General features: G+C 59.4%; 14 protein-coding genes and 3 pseudogenes. 6 read left to right on the top strand and 11 right to left on the bottom strand.

Translation table 11 applies throughout. The annotated features are described in order from the left end of the window. Window positions 1-55 precede the first annotated feature (55 nt). From ACGI6K_RS20885 to ACGI6K_RS20865, 5 genes and pseudogenes are all read right to left on the bottom strand, one after another. Entirely contained in the window at window positions 56-655 is a 600-nt protein-coding gene (locus tag ACGI6K_RS20885; protein WP_376947517.1) for a LysR family transcriptional regulator substrate-binding protein, read from the bottom strand. Next, entirely contained in the window at window positions 594-875 is a 282-nt protein-coding gene (locus ACGI6K_RS20880) for an AGE family epimerase/isomerase (RefSeq protein WP_376947516.1), read from the bottom strand. Before ACGI6K_RS20880 ends, ACGI6K_RS20885 begins: the two co-directional genes overlap by 62 nt. Next, window positions 872-1,015 (bottom strand): annotated as a pseudogene (locus ACGI6K_RS20875) (AGE family epimerase/isomerase); the annotation flags it as partial. The pseudogene ACGI6K_RS20875 and the gene ACGI6K_RS20880, both read right to left, overlap by 4 nt. Window positions 1,016-1,231: 216 nt before the next feature. Further along, entirely contained in the window at window positions 1,232-2,404 is a 1,173-nt protein-coding gene (locus tag ACGI6K_RS20870) for a sedoheptulose 7-phosphate cyclase (protein WP_376947512.1), read from the bottom strand. Window positions 2,405-2,513: 109 nt separating this feature from the next. After that, the gene (locus ACGI6K_RS20865; RefSeq protein WP_376947510.1) at window positions 2,514-2,987 is read right to left on the bottom strand and encodes a hypothetical protein; all 474 of its coding nucleotides are present in this window, start codon (window positions 2,985-2,987) and stop codon (window positions 2,514-2,516) included. 140 nt (window positions 2,988-3,127) lie between these two features. Between ACGI6K_RS20865 and ACGI6K_RS20860 the strand changes: the two genes are divergently transcribed. After that, a complete protein-coding gene (locus ACGI6K_RS20860) occupies window positions 3,128-4,036 on the top strand; it encodes a transcriptional regulator GcvA (protein WP_376947508.1) in 909 nt (302 codons plus the stop codon). 339 nt (window positions 4,037-4,375) lie between these two features. On the opposite strand, the pseudogene ACGI6K_RS20855 reads toward ACGI6K_RS20860, so the two are convergent. Continuing rightward, window positions 4,376-4,894 (bottom strand): annotated as a pseudogene (locus tag ACGI6K_RS20855) (IS5 family transposase); the annotation flags it as partial. Window positions 4,895-4,983: 89 nt separating this feature from the next. On the opposite strand from ACGI6K_RS20855, the pseudogene ACGI6K_RS20850 reads away from it, so the two are divergent. The 3 genes and pseudogenes from ACGI6K_RS20850 to ACGI6K_RS20840 form a co-directional block, all read left to right on the top strand. After that, window positions 4,984-5,654, top strand: a pseudogene (locus ACGI6K_RS20850) (MurR/RpiR family transcriptional regulator); the annotation flags it as partial. Window positions 5,655-6,069: 415 nt separating this feature from the next. Next, window positions 6,070-6,810 (top strand): triose-phosphate isomerase, encoded by a 741-nt coding sequence (tpiA, locus tag ACGI6K_RS20845; protein ID WP_376945446.1) that lies wholly within the window; start codon window positions 6,070-6,072, stop codon window positions 6,808-6,810. 731 nt (window positions 6,811-7,541) lie between these two features. Next, window positions 7,542-8,477: an AEC family transporter gene (locus ACGI6K_RS20840; RefSeq protein ID WP_376945444.1), complete on the top strand. Its 936-nt coding sequence runs from the start codon at window positions 7,542-7,544 to the stop codon at window positions 8,475-8,477. Between the two features lie 28 nt (window positions 8,478-8,505). Here ACGI6K_RS20840 and ACGI6K_RS20835 read toward each other — a convergent pair whose 3' ends face one another. Next, a complete protein-coding gene (locus ACGI6K_RS20835) occupies window positions 8,506-9,795 on the bottom strand; it encodes an MFS transporter (protein ID WP_376945448.1) in 1,290 nt (429 codons plus the stop codon). A 402-nt stretch (window positions 9,796-10,197) separates the two neighbouring features. On the opposite strand from ACGI6K_RS20835, the gene ACGI6K_RS20830 reads away from it, so the two are divergent. Next, a complete protein-coding gene (locus ACGI6K_RS20830) occupies window positions 10,198-10,767 on the top strand; it encodes an HPF/RaiA family ribosome-associated protein (RefSeq protein WP_376945442.1) in 570 nt (189 codons plus the stop codon). Window positions 10,768-11,304: 537 nt separating this feature from the next. Here ACGI6K_RS20830 and ACGI6K_RS20825 read toward each other — a convergent pair. Next, window positions 11,305-12,498, bottom strand: coding sequence for an IS4 family transposase (locus ACGI6K_RS20825; protein ID WP_394543109.1), 1,194 nt, complete (start codon window positions 12,496-12,498; stop codon window positions 11,305-11,307). A gap of 284 nt (window positions 12,499-12,782) precedes the next feature. Here ACGI6K_RS20825 and ACGI6K_RS20820 point away from each other — a divergent pair, with 284 nt between their 5' ends. Further along, complete coding sequence (locus ACGI6K_RS20820) at window positions 12,783-13,202, top strand: hypothetical protein (RefSeq protein ID WP_376942811.1); 420 nt, start codon at window positions 12,783-12,785, stop codon at window positions 13,200-13,202. Window positions 13,203-13,469: 267 nt separating this feature from the next. On the opposite strand, the gene ACGI6K_RS20815 is transcribed toward ACGI6K_RS20820, so the two are convergent. From ACGI6K_RS20815 to ACGI6K_RS20805, 3 genes are all read right to left on the bottom strand, one after another. Next, window positions 13,470-13,943: a hypothetical protein gene (locus ACGI6K_RS20815; RefSeq protein WP_376942813.1), complete on the bottom strand. Its 474-nt coding sequence runs from the start codon at window positions 13,941-13,943 to the stop codon at window positions 13,470-13,472. Between the two features lie 22 nt (window positions 13,944-13,965). Continuing rightward, window positions 13,966-14,280, bottom strand: coding sequence for a hypothetical protein (locus ACGI6K_RS20810; RefSeq protein WP_376942815.1), 315 nt, complete (start codon window positions 14,278-14,280; stop codon window positions 13,966-13,968). Window positions 14,281-14,397: 117 nt separating this feature from the next. Further along, window positions 14,398-14,820 (bottom strand): hypothetical protein, encoded by a 423-nt coding sequence (locus tag ACGI6K_RS20805; RefSeq protein ID WP_376942817.1) that lies wholly within the window; start codon window positions 14,818-14,820, stop codon window positions 14,398-14,400. Between the last annotated feature and the right edge of the window lie 175 nt (window positions 14,821-14,995).

The following is a 14,995-nucleotide window of genomic DNA, read 5'->3' as shown; positions in this document are numbered from 1 at the left end:
GCTGTCACGTAAAATTATGATTTGAGGTGCGCATCATTAGATAATCTTATGTTGGTCAGGCGACATTAGATCCATTGCTACGGATGGTCACCGGAATATTCCTGTTCATCGTCGATTTTCGGATTTCATTGAGAAGCGCTTGTGCACAAGGTGTACGTTCGCCTGCAGCAGAGCAGACCAAACCGAATTCCCGATAGATCGGTTTACTCAATTCGAAGACCCGAAAGCCACGGCGATCAAGAGGCAAAGTAGAGGCTGGAACAATCGATATGCCCATGCCTTCGCTGATTAAGGCAAACGCTGAGGTCCAGTCTCGGACGGTAATCTTGATGTTTTTCAGCGCGAGGTCTTCCTGCTCGACCAACGACTGACCATAAAGGTAGCAGCCACCAGTGGCTAGGATAAGCGGTTGTTCCACAACATCTGTGAGTGAGATGGTACTGGTCGAGGATTTACGTGCCCAATCATGGGTTGCTAGCACCGCAACTACCCATGAATCACGTCCTAGCAACAGTGCGGCCCTGGAAGGAGAGGGGTTCATTACAACCCCTAGGTCGACACTGCTGTTGACCAGCCATTGTTCGACCTCCTCGTCAGTGCCTTCGAGCGATACGATTTCGATGCCTGGATGCAGTCGGCTGAAACTCTGTAGCAGTAGTGGTAGAATTAACAGATCGCTTCCAGTCTACTGAAAAGGAGTCCTGCGAAGCTCCCACATCCACGTCCCAGAAGCGATTGAAAATAATTTCCGTTGTGTTCGATATAGGATTTTGCCCCTTTGGATGCCCGACGGCTACGGCTGCAGCACCTGCCAATAGTGCGAATGCGTGGCCATAGGCGTCCTTATCTGAGTTACACTCTTCATCATCGCCTATGCCATGAAAGATCCGCCGTACCGTTTGTCTGGCAAACGGCCCAATACAAATTCTATCTCGTGATCTATGTAGCGCTCGGAACCAGGCCGTTCCATCAAATGGGCAACACTACAGCAATATATCAAACGACACGTAGATTGTAATGAGCGATATGTTGAAGAGCGCTTTTAGCGCAAGAGGTTCTCTCTTAATGTCTAACTCTTTGAGTCCCCACGGGTATCAATAATGTTTCGGTCGAAGAAGCGAAACAGGCGTTCGACTTCGTTTGCTAGCCATTTTCGGTGAAAATCGCAGAAAAGCCAGCTTTCTTGCCCATGGTTTCTGTAAGGAAACATACTGATTCCTATATTTTTAATTTACTTATAATCTAGATTAATATTATTCTTCAGCAACTTAAAAAGAGTTGACAACTGAGCCATCAATTTAGAGGCGCGTTGGATCTCGTCAGATGAAACATCGTTGACAAAGAGCGCAGACCCAATACCGTCCATCAGCGGTAGATTCTGGCTACCATTCCGATGGATTGTTGTGTCCTTCAGGGCCCTTTCTAGCAAAGGGATATCCGCAAATCCGCTGTGAAAGGTTGGTAGGCCAAGTTTATTGGCAACGTTAAAGAGTCGCTCCAGTTCCTCGCCCGAGAGATGACCTCGATTAAAAGATAGAATAGCGCTAAACAGACAATCCAACGTTACTGCCTCGCCATGCAGGAGTTCATTAATATAGGTCATCTCGACGAGTGGGCTGAATGAGTGTCCGTAATCTACTACACGTTGAAGATTGTGTTCCCAAAGATTATTTTCCAGCTCTACAGCCATACCGTTAAGTGACCTAAGAATAATGTCTTTTGTTTCATCACTGTAGAGCTCTCTGGCGCTAATGAAGGTCGGGCCATAGTGATCTAGAGTATCGAATAGATCCTTGTCCTTTATCACGGCAAGTTTGAAGATCTCACCTGCACCGTTTGATATCTGCCGCCTCGGCAGGGTAGAAAGATACTCTGGAAAGACAAGCGTCAATGCGGCTGGATGAAATGTTCCTATCCGATTTTTATATCCGAGATAGTTGGCGGCAGTCTTTGCCGCTACCCCGACATCCACCATAGAAAGCAAAGTTGTCGGTACCCGAATATAAGGTACCCCGCAGCGATACAAACTTGCTGCGAACCCCACCACGTCTAGCGCTACACCACCCCCTATGACGATGCACGGAGCAGACCGTCTCTTAACGCCAAGCGCATTCATCTGCTTGACAACTTTAAGCACCTCCGGCAGCACTTTATTTTCCTCGTCGCCTGGCACTTCGGTAGCAACATAATGAGCGCCGATGGAAGATAGCTTTTCGAGAAAATGACGCTTGAACTGCTCAGGAAGGCCTGCGTCGACAAATACGCCCCTCACCGTATTCGTATCGTCCTCTGCATCAAAGTCAACGCACTTGGATACAACATCCATTATGTTGTCGCACAACACAACATCATAGGAAACGATTTGATTTGCGTTTAGTGAAATAGACTGCGCAGCTTCCAACATGCTAGGCCTCCTTAAGGTTGGCTCAATCGCTACATATATTGTAGCTATAATTGTGTCTACGCCATGTCAATCAGTTGCTATATTGTTTTGAACAAATTCATTATTAGTACTACGGCCTCATTTTAGGGAGGCTTTCAAGAGCCATTGCGGCGTGGTGTGGTACTCGGTGCAACCGCATATTGGTAGCAGCAACAGTTGGGAATACTACGACCCCGTGCACATCGAGCAGGGTGGCTAGGGTTTCCTCCAGGCGCACTAGTGGCTCCGCAGAAAGACGCGTGCGAGCGACCGAAAAGTGCGTCGACGGGATCTCATTCATGGACGCTATGGCCGCAGCGAGAACCTTCGGGTAGGCGTCGAGATTGAGGTAGCCACAGCGTGTGTAGTCAATCACCTGCCGGCCATTGGCAACAATCTCGATACGGCGGTTATCAAGCACCCGGCAAGACACGCCCATCAGCCCCTTTTCATAGGCGGCATCGAAGTGAGGACGGCTAATTTCGGCCATTCTTGAGGTATTTCGCGCTTTCAAGCGGGTAGGGTTTTCGACCGAGCTGTTGCTAATGTCAAGGGTGTTACTCATGACGATCTCCTGCGCTGGGGGGAGCTTTCAAGCCGGTATGCATTGAAAGCGGGGCAAGGATCCTCGACTGCTGAAACGTTTTGCAAAGGACTTCTTGAGTGCTATCTTATGAAAATTTCTCATGAGCATAACGAGGCCTTATGGTCAACCGTGTACCTTCACTCAATGGATTGAAAGCGTTTGAAGCCGCTGCACGACATATGAGTTTCACCAAGGCTGCACAAGAATTAAATGTCACTCAGACCGCCATTAGCCATCAGATTCGTCGGCTTGAAGATGAACTCGGCGTTCGTCTATTTCTGCGCCTTAAGGATGGACTCGCACTGACAACCGAAGGTCATATGTATCTGCCCGGCGTTCGTTCAGCTTTTCAAGAGTTGCGATATTCCACAGAGATGTTGTTAGAATCGAATAAGAAAAGCGAACTAACTATTAGTACTCTTGTTTCTCTTGCTTCCAAATGGCTATTGCCACGTTTGGCATCGTTTCAGAATGCCTTCCCGGATATCGATGTGCGTGTAACCGCATCGACAGAACTGGTCGACTTTCGAAAAGGGAGCGTTGATGCTGCAATTCGCTATGGCTATGGAGATTGGAAGGGACTGCGGGCAGATTGGTTGATGTCAGATGAAATCTTTCCCGTATGTAGCCCGAATTTGCTCGCTGGACCAACAGCCTTGAGGATGCCAGGTGACTTAGCCAATCATACGTTGCTGCAAGTTAGCGGTATGACCTGCAATGACTGGAATATGTGGTTAAGTGCCGCTGGCCAACCGAAAAAACTGGCTGAAGGCACTCGATTGACATTTGATTTGGCAATGATGGCAGTGCAGGCTGCCATTGACGGGTTGGGCGTTTGCATCGGGCGGTCTACATATGTAGATGACGATTTAAAGGCTGGAAAATTGGTGGCACCGTTTAGTTTAAGGTTAAAGTCCGATCTCGGTTTCTATTTGGTTACACCCGAGGAATTCGCGAGCTCAAAGAAGGTCGTGGCATTTCGAACCTGGTTGATTGATATTCTTAGAGGGAGTGAATCTATTTTCTAGTCTGATCAACCTCCTTTGATTAACGTTCCCTTGCTAAATTTCTGCTGTCAGGTGTGCAACTGACAATGTCGGCGGAACACAGAGCCATCATCGGGGCAGGGGGAGTAGGCTGTAAAGCAGCAGGAAGAGGGCTGGGTGAGGGCCGATCAAATCGCGGGGCGTAAGTAGGAAAAGCACGCCAGGCGCGGCGAAGCGCCTCGGCGAGGGTAGTTAGGGATGGTCTGAAATAGCCCTGACTTTTGCTCCTGTCTTGTTCGCCAAGGACAGAAATACAGGCTCGTGGTCAACCCAGGTTTGATTTTCCGCCCCAAAGAGCATTTGGCGAGGTGTTTTCCCTTATTACGGACGCACCTCTTCTGCCACCCGCAGATGTTTTCGCGCCATCCACAGGTTCGACAGGGCAAACAGCGTCATCAGTTGCGCCGTATTCTTCGCCAGGCCACGGAAGCGCACCTTCACGTAACCGAACTGCCGCTTGATCACCCGAAACGGATGCTCGACCCTGGCCCGTATCTGCGCCTTGACCTTCTCGATCCGGCGTTTGACGCGATACAGCAGGCTGCGCTTGCCAGGCTTGCGATAGGTGCCGCGCCGGGCCGCGATCTGCCAGACAACGTTCCGCCCGGCGGGCTCCGGTCGTTTCTCGACGCCGATATAGGCCGCATCAAGGCTGACCAGGGTTTCCTCGCCATGCAGCACCTTGTCGACCTGGGTGACATCCGCCACGTTAGCCGCCGTGCCCACCACGTGATGCACCAGGCCTGACTTGGCATCGACGCCGATATGCGCCTTCATGCCGAAGTACCATTGCTTGCCCTTCTTCGTCGAGTGCATTTCCGGGTCGCGCTTGCCGTCCTCCGGCGTCGGCGAAAGACAATTGCTTCATCGGGAAACTCGGGCAAGGGGGCGGACGCATTTCAGCAGAATCGGGAAGTCTTTTTCAGGATTTCCTGTTCCGCGAGGCCTACACCGACAAGGCCACGCCGATCCGGAACTACCAGCAGCGCATCCGCCGGATGATCGCCAACCGCTCGTACAAGGCTTCCGGCGGCGAACTGGCGCGCGAATGCATCAACGCCACCCGCTCGGGACTCGACCGGCTGATTCAGGAACTCGACGAGCGCGAGTTCGACAAGGCTGTGGACCCGCTGGTCGAGGCCGACAATATATCTATGTGGTCGGCGTGCGCCGTTCCTTCGCCGTGGCCCATTACCTGGTCTACAGCCTGCAGCACACCAACAAACGCATCCACCTGATATCCGGCCTGGGCGGCGGCTACCGCGAACAGATGCGCAGAGTGCGCGAGGGCGATCTGGTGGTCGCCGTCAACTTCAGTCCCTACGGCAAGGAAACCCAGCAATGCGTGCGCATCGCCCGTCACCACAAGGCTAGGGCGCTGGTCATCGCCGACAGCCAGTTGGCGCCGCTGGCCAAGCAGGCCAATACCCTGCTGCTGGTCAACGAGGGCAGCACCTGCGCCTTCCGCTCGCTCAGCGCTACCCTGAGCCTGTGCCAGGCGCTGGTCATCGCCGTGGCTTACCGCATGGAGCTGAAGGTCGAAGAAATCGGCGCGCCGGCCATCCTGGAAGGCGAAAGGAGCGATGAGGGGCTCGCCTGAGCATCCGCCGTTGTTGCTTGCGTCGTTCGTTTTTCACTAGAGTCGCGGCGCGGGACACCGGCGCCACCTGCGACCGGTGTCGTTTTCCGTTCGTTCGCTGTCCGCCTCCGGCCGGTGGGCCGGCCGTCGAGGATGGCGAATGTGCCTCTCCCGGTGAACGGACTGTGCCCTCGCGCCGTCGAAGGGGACGCGCGACCGGCCCCGCGCCTGCGGCGGGGTGCACACCGAACCACAGGAATCGCTCGCGTCCGCCGGCCAGCCGGCCGCGACGCCGGGCCCAGCACAGGACACCCGAGATCATGAACAGCAAGAGCAAGACAGGCGCGCCGTACCGCGCCTGGCACATCGACGCCCGGCGAGTCGTCGCCCGGCGGATCGGTAACCAGCGGCCGCCGCGGGACTGAGGAGAAGACTCATGCGTGGAAAACTGGTCATCGGCAACTGGAAGATGAACGGCAGCCTGGACGCCAACCGGCGCCTGCTGCAGGAACTGCTGCCGCCGCTGGCGGCGGTGAAGGGGGTCGAGGTGGCGGTCTGTCCGCCCTTCCCGTACCTGGCGCAGGTCTGCGCCCTGCTGGAAGGCTCCAGCGTGGCGCTGGGCGCGCAGAACCTCCATAGCGCCGGGCAGGGCGCCTTCACCGGCGAGGTCGGCGCCGGCATGCTCGAGGAGTTGGGCTGCCGCTACGTGCTGGTCGGCCATTCCGAGCGGCGCAGCCTGTTCGGCGAGAGCGACGAGACGGTGGCGGAGAAGTTCGAGGCGGTGCTGCGGGCCGGACTGGTGCCGGTGTTGTGCGTCGGCGAAACCCTGGCACAGCGCCGCGACGGCAGCGCCGAGGCGGTCATCGCCGGGCAGGTGCGGGCGGTCCTGCAACGGGTCGGCGGCGCCGGGATCGCCGCCGGGGTGATCGCCTACGAACCGGTCTGGGCCATCGGCACCGGCGAAACCGCCAATCCCGAGCAGGCCCAGGCGGTGCACCGGCACATCCGCGCGCTGCTGGGCGAGGCCGCCGCCACGCCGATCCTCTACGGCGGCAGCGTCAAGCCGGACAACGCCGCCGCGCTGTTCGCCCAGCCGGATATCGACGGCGGCCTGATCGGCGGCGCCTCGCTGGAGGCAGCCTCCTTCCTGGCGATCTGCCGGGCTGCGCAGTCCTAGGGTCTGTTGCCATTTCGGCGCAAGCCGCGTTGCCGCGAGAAATGGCTCCCGGTCAGGCCGCGCCCGCTCCCGGCGGGCTTGCGGCATTCACTCCATCCCTGGAGATTGCGCAAGACGCAGGCAATGGTCATTCCCTTGCCAAGTCCTGCAACGACAGCGGCAGCCATTTCCCGCGCAACCCGAAGGGCCGGGCCGGTTTTTGCGCGGTGTGTCGTTACTCGACGGCTCATCTGGACGACCAGACTTCGCGTCTCGTGCCTAACCCCGCGCAAAAACCGGCTCCGGCGCGGTCGCGGCGAAACGGTAACAAACCCTAGGATGCCCGGTCTGCATGCGCACTCGAAGAGGGGACGCCGGGCGGGCAGCCGCGCGAGCTATGTCCATCGGGCGCGCGCGACGGCCGTCGTCTGGCCGTGCGCAGGAAGCGTAGCAAGCTGCCGGCCGCTCCATGGAAAGAGGTAATTCCGGCGCGCTACCTGGCCGCGGATACCGGTAACGCGCTCCGGTCGGTCCAGGCCGGGAAGCCCCGATAACCGAGCCCGCAGGGAATTCCGTACGGAGGAGCATTATCCTTGCCCGCTCCCTGCGAGCTTCGGGGCGTCGGCATGAGCATATATTCGCACGCGTGGGACGAGCGCATTTCGCCTGGTATGAAGGCCGATCCGGGCGGTATCGTCTGCACGCGCCTTCCATGCTTTTCCTTCCCGCCCATCCCGCCAAGGGGGTTCGCCGTGCTGCAGATCCTCTCCATCACCATGCCCATCTTCATCCTGATCGGGCTTGGCTTTCTCGCCGTCCGCTTCGAGGCGATCGACAGCGAGCAGATCCGTGGCCTGGGCCGCTTCGTCATTTCCTTCGCCCTGCCGGCGCTGGTGCTCAAGGCCGTGTCGGACAGTCCCTTCCTGGAGGTGATGAACTGGCAATACCTGCTGGCCTATGGCGGAGGTTCCCTGGCCGTGTTCCTGCTCGGTCTGCTGTTCGCCCTCAGATTGCGCCGCGAGCCCCTGGACAGGGGCGCCATGACCGCCCTGGGCATGGCCGTTTCCAACAGCGGCTTCGTCGGCTATCCCATCGTCGTCATGCTGCTCGGTCCGGTAGCGGCCATCGGTCTGGCGCTGAACATTCTGGTCGAGCAGTTGCTGATCATTCCGCTCAGCCTGGTGCTCGCCGAGACCGGCCAGCGGCGGGGCGCCATCGGCAAGGTGATGGGCGAGGCGGCTGGGCGCCTGGCCAGGACGCCGCTGATCCTCGCCATGCTGGGCGGTCTGCTGTTGTCCCTGCTGGGCGTGCGCCTACCGGCGATTCCGGGCAAGGTGGTGGAAATGCTCGCTTCGGCCTCGGCACCGGTGGCGCTGTTCGTGATTGGCGGTTCGCTCCGGGGCCTGAAACTGGACGGCCTGTTCGCCGAGCTGTGGACGATTGCCGCGGGCAAGCTGATCCTGCACCCGCTGGCGGTCTTCCTGCTCTTCTCGCTGCTGCCGGACGTGGACCCGGCGCTGCGGGTAGCCGGGGTGGTATTCGCCAGCGCGCCGATGCTGAGCGTCTACACGGTCCTCGGCCAGCGCTTCGGCGTCGAGGGACGCTGCGCCGCTGCTTTGCTGTTCACCACGCTGATGTCCTTTTTCAGCATCAGCCTGCTGAGCGGCATCCTGAAGCCTCACCAGTAAGCGGCGGGGCATCCGGTCGCGCCGCCGACTACGCGGCCGTGGCGCCTTCGCGCGGCGCGGCGGTGCGGGCATCGGGCGAGGCGTCCTCGAAGCGGTCGACCCGGCGCAGCGACTTGAAGCCCCACATCCAGCCGCCCGCCACCGTCAGCGTGCACAGCGCGCCCAGCAGCGCCGCCGGCACCGTGCCGAACCAGGCGGCGCTGCTGCCGGCGCGGAACTCGCCCAGTTCGTTGGAGGAGCCGATGAACAGCATGTTCACCGCGTTAACCCGCCCGCGCATGGCATCCGGGGTGGAGAACTGGATTAGCGAGGAGCGGATGTACATGCTGACCATGTCCGCGCCGCCGGCCACCATCAGGGCCACGAAGGACAGCCAGAACAGGTTGGACAGGGCGAACACCAGGTTGGCCAGGCCGAACAATGCGACCGCGGCGAACATGGTCAGGCCGACCCGCCGGTCGAAGGGCCTCACGCTCAGCCAGAGGCCGACCAGTATCTCGCCAATGGCCATGGCGCTGCGCAGCGCGCCAAGCCCGGCCGGGCCGACCTGCAGCACTTCCTGGGCGTAGATCGGCAACAGCGCCACCACGCCGCCGAGCAGCACGGCGAACAGGTCCAGCGACATGGTGCCGAGGATAATCGGCCGCGAGCGGATGAAGACGATGCCGGCGGTGAAGCGCTGCCAGGCGGTGGCTTCCAGTTTCTTCGGCGGTTCGGCGAAGCGCACCGGTACCCAGCGCAGCAGCGTCAAGCCGAGCAGGAAGCCGGCCAGGCAGCACGCGTAGCTCAACGGGCCGTCACCCAGCGCGTAGAGCCCACCGCCGACCAGCGGGCCGACGATGGTGGCGCTGCGCATGATCATGCTGTTGGCGGCGATCGCCGCTGCCAGCCGCTCGCGCGGCACCACCTGCGGCAGCAGGCTCTGCAGGGCCGGTCCGGTGAAGGCGCGTGCGCAGCCGAACAGCGCCAGCGCGACGTAGACCAGCAAGACATTCAGGCTGTCGCCCAGCGACAGGCAGAGCAGCAGGGCGCTGCACAGGGCGCTCATGGCCCAACTGATGGTGAGGATACGCTTGCGGTCGAAGCGGTCGATCAGATCGCCGGCCGGCAACAACAGTAGCAGCATGGGAATGAACTGGGCCAGACCGACGGCAGCCAGCGACAGCGGATCGCGGGTCGCGTCGTAGACCTGCCAGGCCACGACCACGGCCTGGATCTGCTGGGCACAGATGGCCGCGAGGCGGCCGATCAGAAAGGGCAGAAAGCCCGGATAGCGATAGATGCTGGAGCTGGGCTCGGAGGAAATCGCATCGGACACGTCGTTACTCACAGGTAAGGGATCGAGGGAAAGGCGCCGCTCTATGGCGCGAGGCACGGATATCCACGGGGGAGAACCGGCGGCGTCGCCGGCCGGTTTCGGACTTGGCGGGACAGGACCGACCTTATCGTGTTGTTACAAAAGAGTGACACCGTTCGAGATGCTTTCCAATTGTCCGAAAGGCGCTGGTGGGTGGTTATCGGGCCGCCGGAACGGGCTTTCCCGCCTGGGCCGCGCGGCCGGCGCGAGCCTGGAAGCCGACATGCGGAGCCTGCGGGCTTCCCTCGGCTGGTTCAGACTTCAAGAATGGGTCGGGTCGGCCTTCATGGGCGGCATGGGCGGCGTCCGGTCTGCGCCGAGCCGGCCCGAGCCGATACGCCACCCGTCCTTGCGAGGCCCGCCATGCAAAAGCCAGTGCAGATTCATTTCCACCAGATCGAGCCCTCTCCGGCCATCGAGGCGCACATCCGCGAGCAGTGCGACGAACTCGAGGAATTCTACGAGCGGATCATCGGCTGTTCGGTCACCTTCGATGCCCCGCACCGGCGCCACCACCAGGGCCGGCTCTACCAGGTCAAGGTGCACCTGACGCTGCCGGACGGCGACATCCATTCCAGCCAGGCCCACCACGACGAGCACACCCACGAAGACCCGTACGTGGCCATCCGCGACAGCTTTCGGGCCGTGCGCCGCCAGTTGGAGGACTACGCGCGCAAGCGCCGGGCCGAGGTCAAGAGCCACGAACCGGCGCAGCAGGAGGGACGGGTGTCGGAACTGCACGGCGAGAGGGACTTCGGCATACTTGAAACCATGGACGGGCGGCAGATCTACTTCCATCGCCACAGCGTGCTAAACGCGGCCTTCGACCACCTGCATGTCGGCGACCAGGTACGCTTTTCCGAAGAGGCCGGAGAGCAGGGACCGCAGGCCAGCACCGTGCATCCGCCGGGCAGGTCGCACGCGCAGGGCTGAGTCGGAGAGCCTCTAACCTGTTCTGTATCTAATTGAAATTAAATGAATTTATATTCGTGATTTGTGGATGGCATACAGGCAGGTATACAGGTTGCCGGCTGCTAGCCTTATGTTGATTGCTTTCTGATCAGCTCCATCATGTGCAATTTTGCGATGGCCTGATGCCGAGTGCCGAGGGGAGCCCCGCACAATGAGGGGCTGGTAGTTTTATCTGCTGGTAGCCTGCTGTATGAGCTTGGCTCATGGTTAACCCGGCATTTCACCAGTTAACCGATTTTCACCAGTTCACTAACTTCCAGACCCAGCCGTTAACGAAGAAGCGCGACTCATCTGACTCTTACCGAAGCAAGCTCCCAGGGGCCCCACCATCCTGACCCGATTGGCGTTGGCCGTAGACTTTCCTCGCTGCTGGTCTTTGCCCCTACCGGGCACCTTTAAAAACGTAAGCGAGGCAGTCAGCGCAAGGCAAAAACAGGCGAAAAAGCGGAGTTTACGCGCTGTAAATGAGCATTTTGAGCCTGAGTGATCCCCACAAAATCACCGCAGTTCCCGCGCTTGCCGGTGGACCTCCTGCCGCAGGGCCAACTCCAGCTCCCGCAGCCTCTCTCGGGAAATGTCTCCCACATAAGTGCGTGCATACTCTAGTCCCAGCCGCCACAGCGACAGCACGTGCCTGTCCTTGACGCTATTGCTCTGAAAGCGCCGCGCGTGCCCTGCCTCCCGCGTCTGCAAACCCAGCAGGTACAGCGCATAGCTGGCCAGCACGGCAATCAGCAGCAGGATCTCGATGCGCCGCGGACAGCGGCTTCGATGCAGCCCCAGGCCGAACCCCAGCCGATGGCTTTTCAGGTCGCGCAAGCCTTCCTCGATCTGCATGCGCCGCTTGTAGATCGCTGCGACCCGCGCGGCATTCCACTGCGCCTCGGGCAGGTTGCTGGCCAGCAGCCAGGGCTCGCTTTCGCGCTGTGCGTTTTGCCGGCTGCGTTTATCCCGGGCCACGGTTCCGGTGATGCGCCGGTGCTTGCGCCCCCGTGGCGCATGCTTTACCGCGTAGAGTTGGGTGGACCAGGGCGCCGAGCGCGTCATTTCGAGGCCACCGAGCCGTTTCGGCGATGCCGAGGCCAGGGCGTACAGGCTTTTCACTGGCTGCCAGGGCTGCTCGGCGAATCGGCACAGGTCGCGATTGCGCACACGGCCGACGTAATGCCAACCCATGGCTTCGACGGCCTGGAACCAGGGCCGCCGGAAACCGGCATCGGTGACCAGGATGGGCGTGCAGCCGGCTGGCAGCATCGCCGAGAGCGCCTCGAGCAGGCGTTTCTGGCAACGCGGGCAGCCCTCGCGCGGATGGACGACTTCACAGACCGGCAGCGAACGCCCGGCCAGCGGGATCGCGGCGCGCAGCAGGAACAGCGTGCCGGCGGCATCGATTGGCGACCAGTCCACCAGGATCGACGGATGCTCGAACGACCCCAGCAGGGCGCGGAGCATGGCCCAGTAGAACACCCCCCGCTCGGCCTGCAACTGCCGGTTGCCGAGCAGGCGGTCGACCCGCTTGATCGCATGCTTGGGCCAGGCAGAGCCGGGCAGGAAGCGCCCCAGCGCGGTCAGGCTCAGGCAGCGGCCTTGCAGCAGGGCGACCACTGCGGCGATCAGGGCTTCGAGACGGCGGGCATGGATCGTGGGAAGTGCTTGGGCGAAGGCGTCGTGCAAGAATTGGACGGTCTGCATGGGGCTGGGAGCGCTGTTTTTGTTTGGCGACCACCAATGTGCCCGCCCATGCAGGCCTCTTCAAGCCTTACCTTTTTGATTTTTATGGAAAATTTCTGGGGATCTCTCAGGGCCGGAGGGTGAAAGGCGGGCGCAGAAAACGGCGCCCGGTTGGGAATAAAAGAAACGCTTCGCATAGGCCGCCAGCTTGGTTAGGTTTGTCAAAAAAATCACTTTGACAGGTATTGAGTGGGTGGCTACTATCAATCTCCCATTCAGACTTGGCTCTATATTAAGGAAAATATATGACCATTCAAGTTCGTACTTCTGGAAAATACCTCGTCGTTGAGCTCGTTTCTGCAGCAGGTCGCAAGTATGAAGTTGGTTATCCAGTAGATGCTGGATACACCGAGAATGAGGTTGCTGAGCATGCCGGTGCTTTGTCTAAGGGGCTGTCTGAGACGTTTCTAGCTGTAAATTGGGTTCCCGGTGCCGCTCCTGTCACGCCCTCCGCGCAAGTACAGAACCTGGGTATTGCTGAAGGTTACGTCAGCTATGATCGAGGTGTTGTTTATAACTACCGGATTAGTTTCAAGAACACTAAAGGTTGGGGCTTCGACTTCAAGGACCTCACCAATGATGTATATTCCTGCAGCACGATCCGCAATGGGTGGCACTACATTGATTACAATTCGGATGATGCGACTATTGTTGGTGTCGCCTAATCACTATAAGGCGACATGCCAAGGTGCGCCATAGGTGTCGTAGCATCGTTTTTTAGCTCGTGTGTATCCAGTCATCCAATAGTGGCTGGGTACACTTTACAGATATCTTGAAGAACGGTGGTCTTCCCTATTTAATGGAGTGAATTCGTAGGGTCTTTAGCAAATGCTGTGTTCCTTGTTCCATTGGGCTGTCGAGGAAGGAAGTCGTTAGGTAGTGTCGTCATGAGGTTCCCGCCCATAACATTCCTTATCTCATGACGACACTACCTAGTTAAGCCCTGGCAAGGCTCCCATTCCTGGGAAGGCGCCACGCACTTCCCAGAGCCGGTTCAACTCTGCATCGATCCACGCCAGATGCTCGTCCCATGGCTCGTCTGCCAAGTGCAAGCGCATCGCCTTGATGGCCTTCTCGATAGCGAGCAGCGATGAAATTGCGCCGTCGTGTGCCAGGGACTGATATCGCTGATCGACCGCTCCTGGCCGATTTCTGCCTATTAAGTTAAGCGGCTGATCGAGATGATGGACTGACGAATGCAAACAGCTAGGGGTGAGCTGGTTGACAGTGACAGGCAAAGGAGGGAGCAAAAGGCCAGACGACTGCGTAACCATCAGCGGCCTGGCAAAGTTCAAATGCCAATGCCATGCTCCTTGGCCGCCTGGAAAAGAAACTGCACTGATACCTGACGCGATGGCGGCCGCCACCGTGTCCTTGCTGATATGAAAACCGTTGATGCATAACACCAACGGTCTCTGACAACGCGACTCAGTCTTCACCGGCCCGATATCGCTGCTCGATCTCCAGCCGCGTCAGCTTGTCCACCAAGGCCGCCTCGAACACCTCCGTCTGTTCTACAGTCACGCCTTTCGGCGCGTACCGTTTCACCACATCGTCGTGGCGATCGGAGTATTGGGCTTCGAGAACCCGAACGGCCCAGGCTGCCCGCGACTCGTTGGCGAGGGGCTGGGCGATGCCGTACGTTTCGCCGAGCCAGTCCCAGGCGATGGCCTGGTAGTAGACTACCCGGCCGTTCGAGGTGGCGAAGCCGTTGCCGAAGCGACGGTGCCTTTTCATGTTCATGCGGCCTTGTCCTCCTGGGCACGGCGTACCAGTTCGTCCAGTCCAACCGATCCGGCGAGCGGGGCATACCGGGGGACGCTCAGTTTGGACAGGCCTGCGTTCCAGCCGCCAAGTTGCCTATCCAGTGCAACCAGGCGGGCGCCAAGGGCGGCCAGGTCGTCGGCAACGGCGTCCCATTGCCTGGAGTTCTGCTCGTAAGGCAGCCTTGTAGGCATCCGTAGCCTGTTGTCGGACTTCGCTCAATTGCTTGGCCAGGGTGGTGGTCTCCTGCTCCAGCGCCTCGGTGAGGATCTGGCTGGTACGGTCCTTTTCGCCGACCAGCCGGGCCGCTTCGATGGCCTGGCTCAGCTTGGCTTGGGCCGTTTTTTCGGCCTTGGCGTCGCCGCTGGCCGCCGCGCGGGCGATTGCCTGGGCTGCCTCCTGCTCGCCTTGGCGGGCGGTTTCCTGCATTTGCTGGGCCTCGCAGTCGCTTCTGCAACTGGGCCTCTTGACGTTCCAGCAGGGCGGCACGTTCGAGAGCCGTCTTGGCTTCGGTTTCATGCCGGGTGATGTCCTCAGCCGTCGTGGCCAAGCGTTCGAAGTGGGCGGTCTGTTGATCGATCCTCTTGATCACGTCAGGAAGCGAGCGCAGCCGGCTCCAGGCTGGCCAGCGTGGTATCCGCCAGCGGGCGGCGCTTGATCTCGCTGCGCTTCATTGCCTGTATGCCTCTGCTTC

The sequence above is a fragment of the Azorhizophilus paspali genome, assembly GCF_043587585.2.
In the GTDB taxonomy this organism is placed as follows: Bacteria; Pseudomonadota; Gammaproteobacteria; order Pseudomonadales; family Pseudomonadaceae; genus Azotobacter; species Azotobacter paspali.
Note: the sequence above shows the minus strand (reverse complement) of the source record. Positions and strands in the feature narration are given on the sequence as shown.